Source organism: Rhodococcus sp. MT28, from assembly GCF_058792695.1.
Window position 1 is genome coordinate 430,092 of record NZ_JBXAFD010000001.1, and the last position, 20,302, is coordinate 450,393.

The window sequence follows — 20,302 nt, forward strand, 5'->3', positions numbered from 1 at the left end:
TCACTGTTTGCCGTCCCACATCACAACCTGATCGCCGCCGGCGGCCTTCGCGCGGTACATCGAGGCATCGGCTACTCGAAACAGTTCCGTCAACTCCTCGTCGGAAATAATCGACGACCATTCGGCAGAGGTGATCGCGACTCCGACGCTGGTGGTCACTACCGGATCACGATCGTCGATTCGCAAGTGCCTTCGCAGATTGTCTTCGAACGCAGGCGCTGCGCCGACGTCTATCGTGTCTACCAACACGAACTCGTCCCCACCGAATCTGGCGAAGAGCGCCTTCTCGCCGCCGCACCACCGCAGTCGATCAGCAATCTGGCGAAGTACGAGATCGCCTTCTTCGTGCCCCTGTGAGTCGTTGACGCTCTTGAACGAATCGACATCGACAATCGCGACGACATACGACGACTTGCTCGACGCATGCCCCGTCGCCCCCATTTCGACAACAGCTCGCTGCAGCCCGCGCCGATTCAGAAGCCCTGTCAACGGATCCACATCCGAACTGTCCGCGTCGGAGCCGAGAAGTGAGAGGACGAACTGGCAGGCGAACGGGATGACCACGATCCCGGTGGCGATGATCAGGCACAGTGCTGTGGCCAACGCAGGATCCGCGTAGACCGCAACCTTTCGGCCGACCACTGCCAGAACCACGATGGACAGCGCGATGTGAACCGCCTGGAGTCTCGCGTTGTGAAAGTACGCGATGTAGCCACCGATCAGTACGAAGAGCACACACTGGATCAACCCGATGAAAGGGTCGTTGTTCAAGAACACACCGACGAATACGCCGACCTCGCAGTAGGCGACAAAGAAGTACGACCACCGACGCGTGATTTCGGGCAGAAGGCAGAAGAGCACGATCACCGCAATCGTGACGGCGATGATAACGGCGTTGACGACGCTGGTGACGTGGTTGTGCACGCCCGCGTCGCTGAAGCGCAGCAGAGTCATCGCAATGATGACCGTCGTCAGCGAGCCGATGACCAGCAATCGGACAGCTAGCTCCAGGCCCTTCGTGGCGAGGTATCGATTGAAACTGTCGAATTGATCAGGACGCCGATACCACTGAACCAGAAGGTCGAAAGCCGACTTCACAGCTGATTTTTCACGGCCACGCGGCGCGGGCAGAATCGACTGCAGTCGGTCCTGCCCGAACGATGTCATGCGCAGATCATAGGTGCGCAGACCGTCGTTCGGGATCAAGAGTGCAGGATCGAGGCGGCAAATTCAGGGTCGGTTGTCAGCGCCGAACGAGGTACGTATCCATGATCCAACCGTGCTTCTCACGCAACTCCGCCCGGCGAGCGACGATCTGATCTTCGACGTCACGCAGTTTGCCGGAAATCAACTCCTCGTCCGGGGTCCCGAGGTACGCGCCCCACCAGATCTCGGCGTCGTTTTCGCTTACCTGAGTGAAGGTGCAATGCGCGTCGAGCATCACGACGGCATTGTCCACGCCGTCGGGCAATCCCTCGGCCAGTTTGCGGCCGGTCGTGATGTGGATGGGTTCGCCGATTCGGTTCAGGACGATCCGGTGTTGTGCAGCCAGCGACTGCACGCTGGTGATTCCCGGGATGACGGAGTAGTCGAACGAAACTCTCCCGCGAGCGAGCACACGCTCGACGATCCGCAGAGTGCTGTCGTAGAGGGAAGGGTCACCCCAGACGAGAATCGCGCCGACGCCAGGTTCGGCCGCGAATTCCGCTTCGAATTTCGCGGCCCGACGCTCGTGCCAGTCCTCGACAACCCCCTCGTAATCGGTGGGGGTTCGGTCCCGCGGCGGGTCCGTGATCTCGACCACCTTGTAGTCGAGGTGAACGTGCTCGTCGAGAATGCCGGTGCGCAAGTCGACCAGGGCCTGCTTCTCGTCACCCTTTCCGATGATGAAGAAGGTATCGGCCCTGTTCATGGCCTTGATCGCCTGAACCGTCACCTGGTCGGGATCACCAGCACCGATACCGATCACCAAGAGTTCGCGCATGTGCCGAGGCTATATTGCCGTGCGCCTTTATTAACCGCCGGAGGTTAATAAAGGCGCACAGCAGGGCAGGCCCTAGACTGATTCCCGTGACTGTCTCCACTGCTTACGAAGACCTCCTCCGGCTCGTCATGGAGACGGGTACCGCCAAATCCGATCGAACCGGAACCGGCACCCGCAGCATCTTCGGTCACCAGATGCGTTTCGATCTTGCCGACGGCTTTCCGCTCGTCACCACCAAGAAGGTCCACCTCAAGTCGATAGTCAACGAACTCCTGTGGTTCCTGCGCGGCGACTCCAACGTGGCGTGGCTGCACGAACACGGCGTCTCCATCTGGGACGAGTGGGCCGACGAGAACGGTGAACTCGGCCCCGTCTACGGCGTCCAGTGGCGTAGCTGGCCCACCCCTTCGGGCGAGCACATCGACCAGATCACGCAGACCGTCGAGACTCTGCGCTCCAACCCCGATTCGCGGCGGATCATCGTTTCGGCGTGGAACGTCGCCGACATTCCGCAGATGGCCCTGGCGCCGTGCCACGCTTTCTTCCAGTTCTACGTCGCCGACGGCAAGCTATCCTGCCAGCTGTACCAGCGCAGCGCCGACATGTTCCTCGGCGTTCCGTTCAACATCGCCAGCTACGCGCTGCTCACCCACATGATGGCCCAGCAGGCCGGACTCGACGTCGGCGAGTTCGTCTGGACCGGCGGCGACTGCCACATCTACGACAATCACGTCGACCAGGTGACCGAGCAGCTCGGCCGCGAACCGCTGCCGTTGCCGACCCTGAAGCTGAACAAGCGCGACTCCATCTTCGACTACACCTTCGAGGACGTGGAGATCGTCGACTACCAGCACCACCCCGCGATCAAAGCACCGGTAGCGGTCTGACGATGACCGATCGCACAGTCACCCTCATCTGGGCGCAGGCCCACGGCGGCGTCATCGGCGCCGACAACTCGATCCCGTGGCGCGTGTCCGAGGACATGGCTTACTTCAAACGCGTCACCATGGGCCATCCGGTAATCATGGGGCGGCGCACCTGGGACTCCATTCCATCGAAGTTCCGTCCGTTCAGCGGGCGTCGGAACATCGTCGTCACACGCGATCCGCAATGGCACGCCGAAGGCGCCGAGGTAGTCCACAGGCTGGACGACGCCCTGGCGTTGCCGGACGGTGACGTCTTCGTCGTCGGTGGCGGGCAAATTTATTCGGCTGCACTGCCATTCGCAACGCATCTACTGGTGACCGAGATCGACCTCGACATCGCCGGTGATGCTTTTGCTCCCGAGATCGGCCCCGAATGGAACCTGAAATCCGACGAGCCCTGGCAGACCTCGGAGAAGAGCGGCCTGCGCTTCCGCTGGTTGGAGTACACGCGCTGACCGACTTCCGCCGATAACGAGGCACCTCGCGAGTGAGTCGGTCATACTCCAAGAAGGACATTCACCGCTTCCGAGAGGTCTTCGATGGACAAGAAGTCACTGACCGCTCTCGCTCGCCAACAGTTGAAACTGGCGGGCTCGGCGACCAGCGGTCGCAGTTCACAAACCGTCTACGGTGGCCACCAGCGCAGCCTGCGACAGACGGTGATCGCGCTGAGCGCCGGCAAGAGCCTCGCCGAACACGACAGTCCGGGCGAAGCCACATTGTTGGTCCTGAGCGGGAAGCTGAATCTTGTATGTGGGAGCGACCAGTGGAAAGGATCCACGGGTGATTTCCTGACCGTCCCGGCCGACCGGCACAGCGTCGAAGCGCTCGAAGACGTTGCATTTCTACTGACCGTCGCCATGAAGGGCTGAAATCGGTAGCGTCTTCCGCGTGAGCGAAACCGTGATCGAAGTGTCCATCGTCGCAGCCCCGTCCGTACTCTGGCCCGCGCTGCGCGACCCGTCGCTGATTCGACGTTGGTTCGGCTGGGAGTACGACGGACTCGACGACGAAATCAACCAGATTTACTCCACCGCTGAGGCCGACCCCGAAGCGTTGACGCTGAAACTCGGAAACGGTGACCGTTTCTCACTTCGCGAACAGGACGGCAAGACGGTCGTCCGCATCGACCGACCGCCGAAATCAGCCGACGACGACTGGTACGACGACATCACCGAGGGCTGGACGACATTCCTCCAGCTGCTCAGATTCGCAGTGGAGCACCACGGACTGGCCGAGCGTAAAACCATTTATCTCGACGGCCTTCTGCTCCCCGGTGAGAACGTGGCAAGCGTCCTCGGGTTCACCGAAATCGAATTGGAAGCGGGAAGTCGGTACGCGGTGACAATCGCTCCCGGCGACTATTTCGAAGGCGTAGTCGATTACGTCACCGACCACCAATTCGGGTTGACAGTCGAGGATCTCGGCCCTGGCCTGCTGTCTGTCGCCACCCAGTCGGTGACGGCGCAGCGGCCCGACGGAGGCATGTCCATCCTGCTGACCACCTACGACCTGAGCGATGACGAGTTCGACGAGATCAAGCATCACTGGTCGTCGTGGTGGGAAGGTCGCCGCCAGGAGAGCTGACGTTCGGTGAGGCGATATGCTTCGACCATGGTCGAAGCTTCGGGTCACAGTCCGGCACGTACGTTCGGCGAGTTGCTCGACCGCCTGGGCGATTCCAATGCCGACATACCGACACTCCACCGCCTGCTCGAGGCGGTCCTGGTGGTCGGCTCCGGCCTGGACCTCGACCTGACGCTTCAACGGATCATCACCTCTGCGACAACGGTTCTGGATTGCCGCTACGGCGCCCTGGGGGTCGCGGCGCCGGGGGGCGGGCTCTCGGAATTCGTGTACGAGGGAATCTCCGGGTCCCAACGCGCGACCATGGGACATTTCCCCGAAGGTCATGGCGTGCTGGGTGTTCTGATGAATCACCCGCAGACTTTGCGTGTGGCCCATCTCGGCGACCATCCCGAATCGGTGGGATTCCCCGCAAATCATCCACCGATGGAGAGCTTCCTCGGAGCGCCGATCATGATGCGGGGAAAGGTGTTCGGAAGCATCTACCTGACCGAGAAACGGGGACAGGCCGAGTTCACCCAGGAAGACGAGGTCATTCTCGAAGCCCTCGCCATCGCAGCCGGTATCGCTGTGGAAAACGCCCGACTGTTCGAGCAGTCACGAACTCGTGAAAGATGGCTCACCGCAACATCTGCCATCCGCTCGCGGTTGCTGGCCGGTGACTCGCTCGAGGACGGCCTGCAACTTCTTGCCAGTCGCGTTCGGGACCTGACCGGCGTCGACGACGTGATCGTGGTGATCTGCGAGAACGGCTACGCACAGGTTCACGCCGCGGCCAGCGCCCGAACCACGTCACGTGGAGTCAGAATCCCGGCGACCACTTATCCGTTCGACGTGGTGCGGAGCAGTCGAAAGCTACAGGTACTCACCACTTTAGGCGCACTCACCGAACTGGTGCCGTCGGCTGGGAGTGCGGTCGTGGCACCGATGTGCGTCGCCTCGGGTGTAGTCGGCGCGGTCATCGTGGCGTCGAATTCCACCAACACACACTGGGATCACGACGAACTGACCCGGATCGAGTCGATGGCCGAACTCGGCTCCGTTGCAATCGAGTTCGACGAGAAACAAAAGGCGCAACGCCTGTTGTCCGTTCTCGCCGACCGCGACCGCATCGCACGAGACCTGCACGACAACGTCATCCAGCGACTGTTCGCGAGCGGAATGAGCCTGCAGAGCACGCTTCCGGACGAGACCCTCCCGGAGTCGGCGCGCGCGATTGTCAAACGATCTCTCGAACAGCTCGACAAGACAGTCCGCGAGATTCGGACAACCATCTTCGATCTGCAGACTCCGACGGCCACCGATTCGTCGAGCCTGCGCCGACGCCTCCTCGATGTCATCGGCGACGCCACCGCACAGTCCGCGGTGACCCCGAGCGTCCAATTCTCCGGCGCCATCGACACTTTGGTGAATCCCGGGATCCACCAGCACGCCGAAGCCGTGCTGCGTGAGGGGTTGAGCAACGTCCTTCGGCATGCACACGCACGCCACATCACCATCGCTGTCACCGCGGACGTCGAATTTGCGATCACGATCGAGGACGACGGCGTCGGACTCCCCTCCGACTTCCACAAGAGTGGACTGCACAATCTGGAGCGCCGCGCCGAACATTGCGGCGGTACGTGCACGATCGTCAATCACGATCCGAGCGGTGCACGCCTGCTCTGGCGAGTACCGCTCGGTCGAACCAACTCGAATCGACCGAAATCCGGTCGTTAGATCCTAGCGACTGCCGCTACGGATTTCGGTCGCCAGCACCGCAGCCTGAGTACGACGCTGCATGCCCAGCTTCGAGAGCAGACGCGTCACGTAGTTCTTGACCGTCTTCTCCGCGAGGAACAATCGCGCGCCGATCTCCCGGTTGGTGAGCCCTTCTCCGATGAGGTCGAAGACTGCTCGCTCCTGATCGGAAAGTTCGGCCAACGGATCAGCTGTACGGTCGCTGCGGATCCGCTGCATCAGCGCCTCGGTTGCACGACTGTCGAGCAGTGAACCGCCGCGCCCGACTGTGCGGACTGCAGCGACCAGATCGGTTCCGAGAATCTGCTTGAGGACGAATCCCGAGGCGCCCGCCATGATCGCGTCGAGCAACGCCTCGTCATCGGCGTACGACGTGAGCATCAGGCAGCGGAGGTCGGGAAGCATCGAGCGGAGTTCTCGGCACAGTTCGACGCCGTTGCCGTCAGGCAGGCGTACGTCCAGGACAGCGACGTCGGCGTTGCTCTGCGGTACCGCAGCCAGCGCTTCCCCCACGGACGCCGCCTCGCCCACCACCACGAAGTCCTCGACCCCACCGAGTAGGTCGAACAATCCGCGTCTGACGATCTCGTGATCGTCGACCAGGAATATCCGCGTTGTCATCGAACCCCTCCAAAAGACATCTCACGTCGAACGGTACCGGAGACGGTGGACTCAGAACTCATGGAATGCATTCTCTTCACTTGTTGACGTGCCGGACGATGAGAACCGGGCAATCCGCGGTGTGCAGGAGCGCCCGACTGGTCGATCCGAGGAGCATTCCTGCGAATCCGCCGCGCCCGCGACTGCCGACGACTATCAACTGCGCCGTCTCCGCGTATTCGCTCAGGACTCGGACCGGACGGTCACGCGCGACGACTCTTTCGACGACGACGTCCGGGTAACGCTCGGTGAATCCGGCCAATTGCTCCGCGAGGACAACTTCCTCACCCGTCTGGATGCTGCTCCACAGTGGGTCGTCGGGGGTGGCGCCCAACGAGGGCTGCACACTCACGTCGCTCCACACGTTGACGGCAATCAAGGTGGCGCCCCGCGCGGAGGCCTGCTCGAAAGCGTGCTCGACTGCCTCGATGCTGCTTTCGGATCCATCGACACCGACGACGACGGGGCCTTCGGTCGGTGGCCGACCGTCGAGCGTCCGTCCTCGGACAACTGCAACCGGAGATTCGCCGTGCGAGACAACCGAGACCGTCGCAGAACCGACGACCAATCCGGTGAATTCGCCGTGCCCGCGAGGGCCGAGCGCAATGATGTACGCGCCCTTGGACAATTCGATCAGGCGATCGGAGACGCTGCCGTCGAGTAGTTCGGTGACGATCTCGAGGTCGTCGTCGATGCTTTGCCGCGCGAGAATCTGTGCGCTGTCCAGACGAGCGGTGGCAGTGCGCCGCAGTTCGTCCTTGAAGCTCTCGGCGAGGTAAGGCTCGGAGTAGTAGAAGGCTGGGATGTGCACCACCGTCGCGATGTGGAGCGGTCGACCGAGCGCCACCGCGGTCCTCGCCGCCCAGACGACAGCCGACGACGCCGATTCCGAACCGTCTACCGCTACGACGACGGGTTTGGTTGCACTCATGTTCGTCCCTCCACAATCGACCACAGAATCTCTTCGCCCTCACACTATTGCCCAATGACGGCAAAAAGGATTCATCAGCCGACGCGAGTCCCGAATCGGACATTGGGTGTTCGGGTGGACTGCGGCAACGGCCCCGCCAACATCCCTTTCGGGCGTCAACGAGGCCACCGGTGCCGGATTCGCACGCAAACCCTGGCTACTCGATCCACGTTAGGTGAAGAACCCGACCGGTCAGAAGTGAAAAAAGTCCTGTCAACAAGCGCCCAAAATCGGGTTTCGTACGCAGGAGATCCCGAACCACCTGCTCTGCTGTGCGCCTTTGTTAACCGCCGGCGGTTAATAAAGGCGCACAGCGGGGTCAGTCACAAATCTTGCGGAACTTCTCGATCAGCTGCACTCGGCCGTTGCGGTCGGCCGCCAACGGCGTGACGTTGAGCGTCGTGACACCGGCTTCGGCGAAGGCTGCGACGCGTTCCTTGACGTAGCTCTCGGGACCGATCAACGACACTGCGCGAACCAGTTCGTCCGGCACTGCTGCTGCGGCTTCGTCCTTCTTGCCCGCGAGGTAGAGATCCTGGATCTTCTCGGCGGCCTCTTCGTAGCCGTAGCGCACCGCGAGATCGTTGTAGAAGTTCTTGCCCTTGGCGCCCATGCCACCGATGTAGAGCGCAAGGCTCGGGCGTACCCAGTCGAGCATGTGGTCGACGTCGTCACCGATGGCCAGTGCCGGCGACGCGTACACCTGAAGCTCACCGAGGCTCGGATCGCGCTTGGCCTTGCCCTTGGCGATCGGCTCACCCCACACGCTTGCTGCCTTCTCCGGATGGAAGAAGATAGGTTCCCAGCCTTCGGCGATTTCCGCCGTCAGCTCGACGTTCTTGGGTCCGAGCGAAGCGATCAGGATCGGGATGCGCTCACGCACAGGATGATTGATCAGCTTGAGCGGCTTTCCGAGTCCGGTGCCCTTCTCGGCGGGGAGGGGAACCTGGTAGTACTTGCCCTGGTACTCGACCTTCTCGCGGCGCCATACCTGACGGCAGATCTCGACGACCTCACGTGTGCGTCCCAGCGGAGCGTCGTACTTGACGCCGTGGAACCCCTCGATCACCTGCGGTCCGGAAGCGCCCAGTCCCATCACGAAGCGACCGTTGGAGACGAAGTCCAGGCCCGCCGCCGTCATGGCGGTCAACGAAGGGGTACGGGTGTAGATCTGAAAGATTCCCGAAGCGAGTTCGATGGTCGACGTCTTGGCCGCCAGGTAACCGAGCTGGCTGACGGCGTCGAAGGAATACGCCTCCGGGACGAAGGCGATGTCGAGGCCCGCCTTCTCCAGGTCACCGACCTCTTCGACGGTTTCGGCGAACCCGCCGCTGTAGTTCAAACCCATACCGATACGCACGTTGTAACCCCAATCCTGACGATTGCTGCCGTGTGCGACGCGCACACGAGCAGTGGTACTCCCATCGAACACTTACTCACATCGAACACTACGGAACCTGAGTCCGCATTCATGTGACTACCCCGTTCATATTCGATGACCGAAATGAACGGGGTAGTGGGAGAGCTTGTCGAGGGTCAGGATTCTTCGGGGCGAACCACCATGACGGGGCACTTGGCCGAAGCGATCAGGGTGTTGCTGGTCGAGCCGAGCAACATGCCGCGGAATCCACCGCGACCACGGCTTCCGACTACGACGAGCTGCGCTTTTGCCGACCAGTCCAACAGCCGTCCGCGTGGGTTGTCGAGGTATACCTCGCGCCGGACCTTCACGTCCGGGTATTGCTCGGACCATCCGGCCAAGCTCTCGCTGAGTACCGCGTGCTCTTCCTCTTCGAGAGACTGCGGGGCAAGCGCAGCGGCCCTCGGGTCTTCGAATGCCGCACTGCCGAGGTCACTCCACACGTGCAACGCCACCAACTCGACTCCGCGGAACGACGCTTCCTCGAAAGCCGCACCGACGGCCTGGGCGCTCAACGCGCTGCCGTCGACGCCGACCACTACGGGTCCTTCCGAGGGCACCGCACCATCGCGGTCCCGAACGACGATGACCGGACACTTGCCGTGACTGGCCACACCGACCGCGGTATTGCCGAGGACTGCTGTCGCCGCCTTGCCTGACGCCGACGCTCCGACGACTACCCGCCTGGCTTGTGCCGAACTCTCGATCAGCCACTGAGTTGCGCTGCCGATGGCGATTTCGGTGTGAACTTCGAGTTTCGGATCGATCTCACGGGCGAACTGTTCCGCCTCCGCCAAGATCGCTTTTCCGGCCTCTTCGACCCATTCGTACACCCCACCCGCGTCGACGTACGGTCCGCCGAAACCGTAAGGCGCGAAGTCGAGGGCGTGGATGATGTCGAGTCGCAATTCGCGCTGGGCGGCGATTTTCGCGGCCTCGCGGAGCGCTGTGGACGCAGTGTCCGAACCCTCGACTCCGACAACAACACTGTTATGTTCGCGTGAACTCATGTGCCCACCTTCCTGAAGAAGTAACCGAGCCACTTTCACTCTAACCATCCCACTTGTCCGGCTTTTTTGGGGTCGCCCCCTCTTCATTTCGGGGACTTAGGTCCCCGAAACTGTTGACGGATAGGAGAATTAGCAGAGCAATCAGGACCAGGTGTGAACAGGATCTCCCGTCCGCATGTTCTCCACGTAACCGCGGAGCATTCCGGTGAGCGCAGTCGAGCGGTCCGCGCCCGAGGCCTCCGCGTGCGCCACGTGCTCGCGTTGCCAGGCGGCACCGGTCTGCCGATTCATGCACCGCCCTTCGATCACGCCGAGGTACCGATCGCGGGCCGCGGCGGACAATCCGAAGTCGGCCAAACCCTCGTCCGCCAACGGCAGCAGCCTTCGCAGGACCAACTCGTCGGCACCGACCCAACCGATCTCCGGCCAGTACAGGGTGGCGTCGAGTCCGTACTTGGCGCCGATGTGCAGGTTCTCTTCTGCCGCATGGAACGACATGTGCGACCACAGTGGCCGCTCCGCGTTCACCAATGCGCGAACGGTTCCGTAGTAGAAGGCCGCATTGGCCATGATGTCGACGACGGTCGGCCCGGCCGGCAGCACCCGATTCTCGATACGCAAGTGTGGCTTGCCATCCGAGCAGTCGTAGACAGGCCGATTCCAGCGATAGACCGTGCCGTTGTGCATCTGAAGCTCGCTCAACTCCGGAACCCCGCCCGCCGCGAGCACTTCCAGCGGATCGGTGTCCGAGACATCAGGGAGCAGCGCCGGGAAGTACCGTGAATTCTCCTCGAACAGGTCGAGAACCGAATGGATCCACCGCTCACCGAACCACACTCGCGGTCGCACACCTTGGTTCTTGAGCTCGAAAGTTCGGGTGTCCGTTGCCTGTTCGAAGATCGGAATGCGTGATTCGTGCCAAAGCGCCTTCCCTGCCAGGAAAGGAGAATTGGCCGCAAGCGCCACCTGTACTCCGGCCAGACACTGCGCGGCATTCCAGTGCGCTGCGAATTCTTCCGGCGCGACGCGCAGGTGCAACTGCATGGACGTACAAGCCGCCTCCGGCACCACCGAATTGGTGTCGGCCCGAAGGATTTCCACGTCGCCACCGGGTAGCGCGACACCTTCGACGTCGAGTTCGATGTCCTCTCCTCGCGCGGCAAAAATTTGCTCGTTGAGCAATTCGTAGCGCGGGTTGGCGGTGATCCACTCACGATCGAGATGCTCGAGCTGCAGGGTCGGCAGCATCCCGATCATCACCATCTCGGCGTCGTGCGCGTGGATTCGCGCGTCTGCGACGTCGAGGGACGCCCGCAGTTTCTTCTCCAATTCGAAAGTCGCATCACCGGTGAGTGGGCCGGGCTCGACGTTCATCTCGACGTTGAACTGTCCGAGCTCGGTTTGGAAAACCGCAGAGTCGTCGATGGATTCGAGCACTTCACGGTTGGACATCGCGGGCGTCATGTCGCCGGTCACGAGGTTGAACTCGATCTCCATGCCCAACAGCGGAGCGGGCTTGTCGACGGCGTCTCGGAAGTCACCACCGTCGAGCATCTGCTTCATGGCGTCGACGCACGAGCGCACCTTCTTACGAAAGAGCCTACGGTCGGCTCTGGTGAATTCTCGCGCCGTGACCTCTGCACCCATTGCGCATTCCCCCTTCGACGATCAACGTCACTGAAGGCTATCCGTCAGGTGTCACCGACAAACGAGAACTGCGGTGGCACCGGGAAGAATTTCCCGACGCCACCGCAGTTCTCCGAAAGTTTCTTCTACGAGTTGTCGACCCAGGTGACAGCTACGCCGCGAGCCTGCAGCCACGCTGCGGGATCGACCTTTGCGCCGTTCTCGGCAACCTCGAAGTGCAGGTGCGGGCCGGTGGACTGGCCACGGTTACCCACGGTGGCGATCTGCTGGCCGGCGTTGACGCGCTGGCCGACGTTGACCTGGTAGTCGTTGACGTGGCCGTACGTGGTGACCGTGCCGTCGTCGTGCTGGACGCGGACCCAGAGGCCGAAACCTGACGCCGGGCCGGCGTCGATGACCTGGCCGTCGGCTGCAGCCAGAATCGGCGTACCGATCGGAGCCGCGATGTCGAGGCCGCCGTGGTGTGCTCCCCAGCGCGAACCGAAGGTGGAGGTCAGCGTTCCGGACACCGGCTGCACGGTACGAGCTGAGGTGCCGGGGTTGATCCCAGCGAGGAACTGCTGTGCCTGCGTGTTGAGGTCGGCAGCAAAATCGGGAAGCTCGGGGATGTCGAGAGCCGGAAGTGCCGCCAATTCAGCCGGAACGACAACGCCCTCGGGGAGCAGACCCTGCGGGATTTCGATTCCGGCGATGGTCTGTGTTGCCGGCGCCGCAGCAGCGGTTCCTGCGCCCATCTGGCCTGCACCGACGAGGAGCGCACCGGTAGCCGCAGCTACGACACCTGCCTTGACACCGGCACCAGGGCCAGCCGACGGGGTGCGGTGGCGGCCGCTTGCTGCCTCGGGATCGATCTCGAAGACAACATCGTCATTGCCCGTGCGGTGGTGGTTTCCCACAGTGTGTACTCCGTCAGTCGTCGGCGTGCAGCGTCCTTCTGATGAAGCCCGCTCCTCTGTCTGCCGAAGAATGTAACAGTTTGATCAAGGCGGCCGCCACCGTTACCCGATCTTGACCAAAACTATTTCTCGCCGTTCTGTCGGCTGGCGTCCAGTTCTGACTTGAATGCGTCGTATCGTGCCCGGTGAGCGGGTCGACGCCGGATGATCGCCCACGCGATGCCCAGAACCACGAACCAGATCGGCGTGACGAGAAGTGCCTGCAGGGTGTCGTCCTTGGTTGTCAGTGCCCAGAGAATGAAGACGAAGAACGCGAGCACGACCCAGCACATCACGATGCCGCCGGGCATCTTGAACTTCGACGCCTCGTGCAGGTGCGGACGACGCTTCCGGTACACCATGTAGCTCGCCAGGATGATCGTCCACACGAACATGAACAGCAGCGCCGAAATGGTCGTGACGACGGTGAAGGCCTCGATCACGGAATCGCCCGAGAACAGCAGGATCAACGACGCCAGCAGGAAGATGCACGAGAACATCAGGGCGTTCGCGGGGACCTTGCGTGAGTTCAGCTTGCCGAGGGCCCTCGGTGCGTCGCCTTCCTGCGCAAGGCCGAACACCATGCGCGAGGTGGAGTAGATACCCGAGTTGGCCGAAGATGCAGCGGAGGTCAGCACGACGAAGTTGATGACAGAAGCAGCGATGCCGAGGCCGGCGAGTGTGAACATGGCGACGAACGGACTCTTGTCTGCGCTGATTTCACGCCACGGAGTCACCGCGATGATCACGGTCAGTGCAACGACGTAGAACAGCAGGACACGAATGGGGATGGAGTTGATGGCCTTCGGCAGGTTCTTCTCCGGGTCCTTCGCCTCGGCTGCCGTCGTACCGACGAGCTCGATACCCACGAAGGCGAACACGGCGATCTGGAAGCCGGCGACGAAGCCCATGAATCCGGTCGGGAACATCCCGCCGTCGTTCCAGAGGTTGTCGATACCGGAGGTGGCACCGTTCGGCGCCGTGAACCCGGAGACGACCATGACGATGCCGACGACGATCAGGCTGACGATGGCGATGATCTTGATCAGCGCGAACCAGAACTCGGTTTCACCGAAGGCGCGAACGGTCGGGAGATTGAGGAGCAACAGCGCCGCGATCGTCAGCAAAGCAGGAATCCACGCCGCGAGCCCTGGCCACCAGTACTTGAAGTACCCGGAAATCGCGATGACGTCCGCGATGCCGGTGACGATCCAGCAGAACCAGTAGGTCCAGCCGGTGAAGAATCCCGCCCAGGGGCCCAGCAGATCCGCGGCGAAGTCGGAGAACGACTTGTACGCCATGTTCGAGAGCAGCAGCTCCCCCATCGCCCGCATGACGAAGAAGAGCATGAATCCGATGATCATGTACACGAAGATCACGGAGGGCCCGGCGAGCGAGATCGTCTTGCCCGATCCCATGAACAGTCCGGTGCCGATGGCACCACCGATGGCGATCAGCTGGATATGCCGGTTGGACAGCTGACGTGAGAGGTGGGGGTCTTCGCCGGACGGCTTCGTCAGGTCTGGTGTATTCGCGTGGTCGGACACGGAGGATCCCCCTCGTCATACGGTTCATCCGGGGCATCGAAATCGTGCCCGTCGGGGGAACCTCGGAAAATGTGCTCTCTCAAAGTACGCGTGCACTGGCTCACATCACGCATCGGAAAGCGGACGCCGATAACCTGTCGAGGTGAACACTGACAGCACGGCCCATCAAGACGGACATATCGCCGCGACGCTGTTCGATTTCTCCGGAACCCTCTTCCGTTTGGAGGAGAGCGACGATTGGACCGAGCACCTCGTCGATCATCAAGGCGATCCGCTCGACGTGCACGCTCAAGCCGAGCTGATGCGTCGGATGACCGCGCCGGTGGGCAGAACCGTGGAGATGGACGAAGCGGGGATCTACGCGTGGGAGAACCGCGACCGGGATCCGAAGTTGCATCGTCAGTCTTACCTCGACGTGTTGAGTAAGTCCGGGGTGCCCGATCCGGTTCGGGCCGAAGCTTTCTACGCCCTGCTGGTCGATCCGGATCAGTGGTCGCCGTACCCGGATACCGGCGAGGTCCTGAAGTCACTGTCGGAGAAGGGCATACGCACTGCCGTCTTGAGCAACATCGCCTTCGACATCCGTCCGGCGTTCGCCGACCGCGGCTGGGACGTCTGGGTCGACGAGTTCGTTCTCTCGTTCGAGGTGGGTGCAGTCAAGCCCGAACCGGCGATCTTCGAGTACGCCCTTGCGCAACTCGATGTGGATGCGGCGCAGACTCTGATGGTCGGTGACAGCGACATCGCCGACGGCGCTGCCCGTGACATCGGTTGCCAGTTCGCACTCGTCGATCCCCTGCCGACGACCGAACGCCCGCACGCGCTACTCGACGCAGTGCGGAAATTCGGCCTTCTGTAAGGAGCGCTCAGACACCTTCGGTGAGTTCGCGCAACGACGCGTAGCGCTCGCGCACGTGGGGAGCTGGTTCGGCGTCGAATCGTCGCTCTTCCGGTTTCGGCCACACCGGCGGCTGCGTGTCCCCGGACAGTGCCCATGCTGCTTGCCTGCATGCCCCTTCGGCGACGTACTCACCCGGAGCAGGAATCACGACCGGCACTCCGAGAATTGCCGGCGCGATCTCACAGAGAGCGCGCGACTTCGCTCCGCCTCCCACGAGGAGAACTCGCTTCACCTCGACGCCTTGACGAACCAGGTCGTCGACGCCGTCGGCCAAGCCGCACAGGAGCCCTTCGATTGCGGCTCGTGCAAAGTGCGCAGGCGTCGAGTTCTGCAGCCGGAATCCGTGCATGGCCCCCGTGGCGTCAGGGCGGTTGGGCGTCCGTTCACCCTCGAAGTACGGAATCATGACCAGCCCGTCGTTTCCGAGGGGCGCCGTCGACGCCAACCGCGACAGTTCGGCGTGATCGACACCGAGAATGGACGCCGTCGCATCAAGAATGCGCGCGCCGTTGAGAGTGCACACCAGCGGCAAGTGCAGGCCGGTTGCGTCCGCGAATCCTGCCACGTTCCCGCCGGGATCATGCGTGGGGGTGGCCGATACAGCCGAGACGACGCCGGATGTTCCGATCGAGATGATCACGTCACCGGGAACTGCCCCCAAACCCAGTGCGGCTGCGGCATTGTCACCGGTGCCAGGCCCGACAATACCTCCGGAACGTGTACTTCCGATCATTTCGTTCGGCGATGCAACTCGGGGAACATGCGGGGTTCGACCGCGAAATGCCAACGCCAGCAAATCTTTACGATATTCGCGCGTCGAGGCAGCATAATAGCCGGTTCCACTGGCGTCGCCCGCGTCGGTAACAAGCTCCTCGATTGAGCCGGACCCACCCAACTTCCAGGACAACCAGTCATGCGGAAGACACACCGCGGCAGTGCGATCGGCGTTGCCGGGTTCGTGATCTGCGAGCCATCGAAGCTTGCTTGCCGTGACCGCGGCAACCGGAACTACACCAACTGCGTCGGCCCACGCCTTGGGTCCGCCGAGCTCTTCGACCAGATCGGTCGCAGCCTTCGCCGAGCGAGTGTCGTTCCACAGCAACGCCGGTCTGACGACCTCGCCGCCACTGTCCAGACACACCATGCCGTGCTGTTGAGCTCCGACCGATACGGCTGCGACGTCGCCGAGCCCACCCGCTGCGGCGATTGCACTGTCCATCGCCTCGAGCCAGCATGCCGGATCTATCTCGGTACCGACGGGATGCGCCGCCCGCCCTTCTCGTACCAGCTCTCCCGAATCGGCATCACGGACAATGACTTTGCACGACTGGGTAGACGAATCGATACCGGCTACGAGGGCCACACTGGCGTCCTTTCCGAAGGACCGTCAGCTCGCGTTGGCGACCGCGGGCATCCGGTTGCTGCGCTTACGCAGCGATCGCACATATTCTGCGCGCTCGGTCTCCGTCATTCCACCCCAGATGCCGTACGGCTCGTGGACGGAGAGTGCGTGTTCGCGGCACTGCTGGAGTACAGGGCACGTCGCGCAGACCTTCTTGGCGTTGCGTTCACGGTTCTCGCGGGCGTGTCCACGCTCGCCGTCCGGATGGAAGTACACCGCGGAATCGTGCCCGCGGCACGCTCCCTGCAGCTGCCAGTCCCACACTTCGGCGGTCGGGTACGGCATCGGAAGGTGCTTGTGCATGATGGCGACCTCAATTCCTTACTCGGGTGACACGGATTCGGGTGACTCTGGGCTGACGCCGGGTCGGACTTATCGACGCCTGACCGATTGGCCGAGTCGATGTGCACAGACCGTTGCGAGTTCGCCGGTGACCGGCGGAGTCAGCGCTACGACGCCGTCGTCGAGAATTGCCTGCAGCCTGCGGAAATACTCGTCCGGGGCGAGGCCGAAGGTTACAAAGATCTCTTCGTCAGGTCCACCGTCGAACTGCTGCCACTTACGTGCGAACTCGACGATCTCTTGTGTATCGGTGCGGCTCATCAGGTTCTCCCCTGTTTGTGCGCCCTGCTTCACAGAAACTGCGACTCGTCTCCTCGGACGCCCGTGGCAGTGAGTCAAGACACAGACTATGCCTACTTCTGCTTTTTCACAAGACCTACTTACGTCTTTTTGTGGACAAAGTATGCGAACTTTCGCACGCTGAAGTTACCGACGAGGAATGCTTGAATAGGACAATGACCCGACCGTCCACGACTCCGGCTACCGCGGGAGAGGTATTCACGCTGATACGCAGCGGTTCCGCGACCACGCGCAGCGAGATCGGGAAGCTCACCGGCCTGTCCAGGACGGCGGTATCGGCCAGGGTTGCAGCACTTCAATCGCTTGGTTTGATCGCCGATGACGACGAGGGCCCGTCGACGGGCGGCCGGCCGCCGTCCACTCTCACCTTCGCGAACTCGTCCGGCGTGGTTCTCGTCGTGGCAATCGGTCGATCGCGGGCACAACTTGCCGTCACCGACCTGGCGGGCACGATCCTCGCGGCAGAAGACATCGACAAGTCGGTCGGGGTCGGCCCCGACGAACTGATGCCCGAAATTGCCGAGCATCTTTCGTCACTACTGGCCCAGGTCCACCGCGCGTCTACCGAGGTCATCGGAATCGGACTGAGCATTCCCGGAACGGTCGACGTCGCCGCGGGAGCAAGCCTCGACTCTCCGATGATGGCGGGGTGGGACGGAGTCGCGCTTGCCCCCTATCTGGCATCGGTGACCACGGCTCCGCTGTTCGCGGACAACGATGCCAACGTGATGGCTCTGGCCGAATTGAGCGAGCGACGCGAGAGTGCGCCCAACCTCCTGATGATCAAGGCGTCAACCGGCCTCGGCGCAGGAATCGTCATGGGCGGAGTCCTCCAACGCGGTTCACTCGGAGCGTCCGGCGAGATCGGGCATACCAAAACCGCTGCAGCGCGGGGCATGAAGTGTCGCTGCGGCGACGTCGGCTGCGTCGAAACTGTCGCCAGCGGTTGGGCTCTCGTGCACGCCCTCCGAGATCAGGGCCGAAGCGTCGGTCACGTGCGTGATGTCGTCCGCCTCGCCCTGGACGGCGACAGCGAAGCCCGCCGGCTCATCAGAAGCAGCGGCCGACTGATCGGCGACGTCATTTCCGGCGCGGTCAATCTCCTCAATCCCGAGGTCCTGATCATCGGCGGCGACATGGCCGAGGCGGACGAACTCTTCCTCGCCGGGCTTCGGGAGTCCGTCTACGGCAACGCAACGGCGCTTGCCACCCGAAAGCTTCAGATCGCTTCGGTCAGCCACGGCGCCCAATCCGGCATCCTCGGTTGTGCGGTTCTCGTCCTCGACCATCTGCTCAGCGCCAGGGAAATCGATCTGCGGATCGCGGCGTCACTCCACACGTGAGTCGCTGACTTCTCGCACGCTCCGCATCAAACAATCAGACTTTTCCGGCATCGCTTGTGTTGACGCTCACACTTCTGCATAATTCATTACCTACCGATCATTCGGTTGCCGATATCGACGATGAGATCGCGCAGGAACGCTCCGAGTCAGCCAAAAGCATGCACCGAGCACACCGGCAACGTCGCAGATCGAACAGCGTTTCTCCCCTGTTCCGACTTCGCAGTTTCACCGTGTCGGTGAACCACGTGACTGGCAGAAAGTAGCTCGATGACCACAACCAGAACTGGCACCAAGCCCGCCGCGAAGGAATACGACCGCGCCGCGATGGCGTCGATGGTCGGCACCACCGTCGAGTGGTACGACTTCTTCATCTACGCCCAAGCCGCAGCCCTGATCTTTGCCGACCTGTTCTTCAAGCCGATGGGCTCGGCCGGCCAGATCGTCTCCTACGTCACGGTCGGCATCAGCTTTGTCTTCCGTCCTCTCGGTGCCATCGTGGCCGGCTATCTCGGCGACAGGCTCGGCCGCAAACGTGTCCTGGTCGCGACGTTGGCGATGATGGGTGCCGCGACGGTTCTCATCGGCGTGCTGCCGACGTATGCCTCGATCGGAATCTGGGCACCGATCCTGTTGATCCTGCTTCGCGTCGTCCAAGGATTCTCGACGGGCGGCGAATGGGGCGGGGCCGCTCTTCTTGCCGTCGAACACGCACCCACCAAGCGTCGAGGGTTCTTCGGAGCGTTCGTACAGATGGGAGTACCGCTCGGAATGTTGCTCGCCACCGGCGTTTTGGCACTGTGCACATTCACCCTCACGGACGAACAGTTCACCACCTGGGGATGGCGAGTGCCGTTCCTGCTCAGCGTCGTGTTGATCGGCGTCGGCTTCTACATTCGAAGCAAGGTCAGCGAGTCACCCGTATTCGCCGAACTCAAGGAACGCCGCACCGAGAGCAACACGCCTATCCGAACTCTGTTCAAGAAACACCCGAAGCAGGTCGTACTCGCGGCGCTGTCCTTCATCGGCACAAACGGCAACGGCTACATGGTGATCGGCGGATTCATCGTCGCGTACGCAACCAAGACCTATGGCCTGGGTAAGACCGAACTACTGATTGCCACGCTCGCAAGTGCCGTCACGTGGGGCGTTTTCACCATGATCGGCGCCTACTGGTCGGATCGACGCGGCCGCACCACGGTGATGAACGTGGGCAACCTCGCAATGGTCCTCTTCGCGGTGCCGTTCTTCCTCCTCATCGACACCGGGGATCTCGGCTGGATCTACGTGGCGATGATCCTGTTCTCGGTCGGACTCGGGCTGTCGTACGGACCTCAACCCGCGTTGTTCGCCGAACTGTTCCCGGCTTCGATCCGTTACAGCGGTGCGTCGATCTCCTACGCGGTAGGCACCATCTTCGGCGGCGCCTTTGCTCCCACCGTCGCACAGTGGCTCCTCGGCAAGACCGGTGGCACCCTTGCCATCTCGATCTACCTCGCCCTGCTGGCCGCGGTCTCGTTCGTCGCCACGATGCTCATCAAGGATCGATCAGGACGAGACCTGATGGTGTGATCGACCTGAATGTGGACGC

General features: G+C 62.2%; 20 protein-coding genes. 8 read left to right on the top strand and 12 right to left on the bottom strand.

Annotated features, from left to right (window positions below):
- Together AC1Q6C_RS02020 and cobF are read right to left on the bottom strand one after the other, a co-directional pair.
- The gene (locus tag AC1Q6C_RS02020; RefSeq protein ID WP_223304416.1) at nucleotides 1-1,167 is read right to left on the bottom strand and encodes a GGDEF domain-containing protein; all 1,167 of its coding nucleotides are present in this window, start codon (nucleotides 1,165-1,167) and stop codon (nucleotides 1-3) included.
- Nucleotides 1,168-1,243: 76 nt separating this feature from the next.
- On the bottom strand, nucleotides 1,244-1,984 hold the full coding sequence (gene cobF, locus AC1Q6C_RS02025; protein ID WP_042921340.1) for a precorrin-6A synthase (deacetylating): 741 nt from the start codon (nucleotides 1,982-1,984) through the stop codon (nucleotides 1,244-1,246).
- Nucleotides 1,985-2,070: 86 nt separating this feature from the next.
- On the opposite strand from cobF, the gene AC1Q6C_RS02030 reads away from it, so the two are divergent.
- From AC1Q6C_RS02030 to AC1Q6C_RS02050, 5 genes are all read left to right on the top strand, one after another.
- Nucleotides 2,071-2,871, top strand: coding sequence for a thymidylate synthase (locus AC1Q6C_RS02030; RefSeq protein ID WP_003946427.1), 801 nt, complete (start codon nucleotides 2,071-2,073; stop codon nucleotides 2,869-2,871).
- A gap of 2 nt (nucleotides 2,872-2,873) precedes the next feature.
- Nucleotides 2,874-3,365: a dihydrofolate reductase gene (locus AC1Q6C_RS02035; RefSeq protein ID WP_047272583.1), complete on the top strand. Its 492-nt coding sequence runs from the start codon at nucleotides 2,874-2,876 to the stop codon at nucleotides 3,363-3,365.
- An 84-nt stretch (nucleotides 3,366-3,449) separates the two neighbouring features.
- Entirely contained in the window at nucleotides 3,450-3,782 is a 333-nt protein-coding gene (locus AC1Q6C_RS02040; protein ID WP_003946336.1) for a cupin domain-containing protein, read from the top strand.
- 19 nt (nucleotides 3,783-3,801) lie between these two features.
- Nucleotides 3,802-4,497 (top strand): hypothetical protein, encoded by a 696-nt coding sequence (locus AC1Q6C_RS02045; RefSeq protein ID WP_230358953.1) that lies wholly within the window; start codon nucleotides 3,802-3,804, stop codon nucleotides 4,495-4,497.
- A 27-nt stretch (nucleotides 4,498-4,524) separates the two neighbouring features.
- Entirely contained in the window at nucleotides 4,525-6,216 is a 1,692-nt protein-coding gene (locus AC1Q6C_RS02050; RefSeq protein WP_039972838.1) for a sensor histidine kinase, read from the top strand.
- A 3-nt stretch (nucleotides 6,217-6,219) separates the two neighbouring features.
- On the opposite strand, the gene AC1Q6C_RS02055 is transcribed toward AC1Q6C_RS02050, so the two are convergent.
- The 7 genes from AC1Q6C_RS02055 to cycA all read right to left on the bottom strand — a co-directional run bounded on the left by AC1Q6C_RS02055 (nucleotide 6,220) and on the right by cycA (nucleotide 14,426).
- Nucleotides 6,220-6,858, bottom strand: a complete 639-nt coding sequence (locus AC1Q6C_RS02055) for a response regulator (RefSeq protein WP_003946380.1) — start codon at nucleotides 6,856-6,858, stop codon at nucleotides 6,220-6,222.
- A gap of 76 nt (nucleotides 6,859-6,934) precedes the next feature.
- Nucleotides 6,935-7,828 (bottom strand): universal stress protein, encoded by an 894-nt coding sequence (locus tag AC1Q6C_RS02060; protein ID WP_003946389.1) that lies wholly within the window; start codon nucleotides 7,826-7,828, stop codon nucleotides 6,935-6,937.
- Between the two features lie 358 nt (nucleotides 7,829-8,186).
- A complete protein-coding gene (locus AC1Q6C_RS02065) occupies nucleotides 8,187-9,227 on the bottom strand; it encodes an LLM class F420-dependent oxidoreductase (protein WP_007727670.1) in 1,041 nt (346 codons plus the stop codon).
- A gap of 176 nt (nucleotides 9,228-9,403) precedes the next feature.
- Nucleotides 9,404-10,297, bottom strand: coding sequence for a universal stress protein (locus AC1Q6C_RS02070; RefSeq protein ID WP_007727672.1), 894 nt, complete (start codon nucleotides 10,295-10,297; stop codon nucleotides 9,404-9,406).
- A 141-nt stretch (nucleotides 10,298-10,438) separates the two neighbouring features.
- Nucleotides 10,439-11,944: a glutamate-cysteine ligase family protein gene (locus AC1Q6C_RS02075; protein WP_047272585.1), complete on the bottom strand. Its 1,506-nt coding sequence runs from the start codon at nucleotides 11,942-11,944 to the stop codon at nucleotides 10,439-10,441.
- A 125-nt stretch (nucleotides 11,945-12,069) separates the two neighbouring features.
- A complete protein-coding gene (locus AC1Q6C_RS02080; RefSeq protein ID WP_003946431.1) occupies nucleotides 12,070-12,840 on the bottom strand; it encodes a M23 family metallopeptidase in 771 nt (256 codons plus the stop codon).
- Nucleotides 12,841-12,962: 122 nt separating this feature from the next.
- A complete protein-coding gene (gene cycA, locus AC1Q6C_RS02085; protein WP_030534902.1) occupies nucleotides 12,963-14,426 on the bottom strand; it encodes a D-serine/D-alanine/glycine transporter in 1,464 nt (487 codons plus the stop codon).
- A 142-nt stretch (nucleotides 14,427-14,568) separates the two neighbouring features.
- On the opposite strand from cycA, the gene AC1Q6C_RS02090 reads away from it, so the two are divergent.
- Nucleotides 14,569-15,285, top strand: a complete 717-nt coding sequence (locus AC1Q6C_RS02090; RefSeq protein WP_064111734.1) for an HAD family hydrolase — start codon at nucleotides 14,569-14,571, stop codon at nucleotides 15,283-15,285.
- Nucleotides 15,286-15,292: 7 nt separating this feature from the next.
- On the opposite strand, the gene xylB is transcribed toward AC1Q6C_RS02090, so the two are convergent.
- The 3 genes from xylB to AC1Q6C_RS02105 form a co-directional block, all read right to left on the bottom strand.
- Nucleotides 15,293-16,690, bottom strand: coding sequence for a xylulokinase (xylB, locus tag AC1Q6C_RS02095; protein WP_492666352.1), 1,398 nt, complete (start codon nucleotides 16,688-16,690; stop codon nucleotides 15,293-15,295).
- Nucleotides 16,691-16,714: 24 nt separating this feature from the next.
- A complete protein-coding gene (locus tag AC1Q6C_RS02100; RefSeq protein WP_003946343.1) occupies nucleotides 16,715-17,032 on the bottom strand; it encodes a WhiB family transcriptional regulator in 318 nt (105 codons plus the stop codon).
- Between the two features lie 69 nt (nucleotides 17,033-17,101).
- On the bottom strand, nucleotides 17,102-17,332 hold the full coding sequence (locus AC1Q6C_RS02105; RefSeq protein ID WP_030534904.1) for a DUF3263 domain-containing protein: 231 nt from the start codon (nucleotides 17,330-17,332) through the stop codon (nucleotides 17,102-17,104).
- Nucleotides 17,333-17,526: 194 nt separating this feature from the next.
- On the opposite strand from AC1Q6C_RS02105, the gene AC1Q6C_RS02110 reads away from it, so the two are divergent.
- Together AC1Q6C_RS02110 and AC1Q6C_RS02115 are read left to right on the top strand one after the other, a co-directional pair.
- Nucleotides 17,527-18,714, top strand: a complete 1,188-nt coding sequence (locus tag AC1Q6C_RS02110; RefSeq protein WP_003946405.1) for an ROK family transcriptional regulator — start codon at nucleotides 17,527-17,529, stop codon at nucleotides 18,712-18,714.
- 267 nt (nucleotides 18,715-18,981) lie between these two features.
- Nucleotides 18,982-20,283 (top strand): MFS transporter, encoded by a 1,302-nt coding sequence (locus AC1Q6C_RS02115; protein ID WP_064111730.1) that lies wholly within the window; start codon nucleotides 18,982-18,984, stop codon nucleotides 20,281-20,283.
- Nucleotides 20,284-20,302 lie beyond the last annotated feature (19 nt).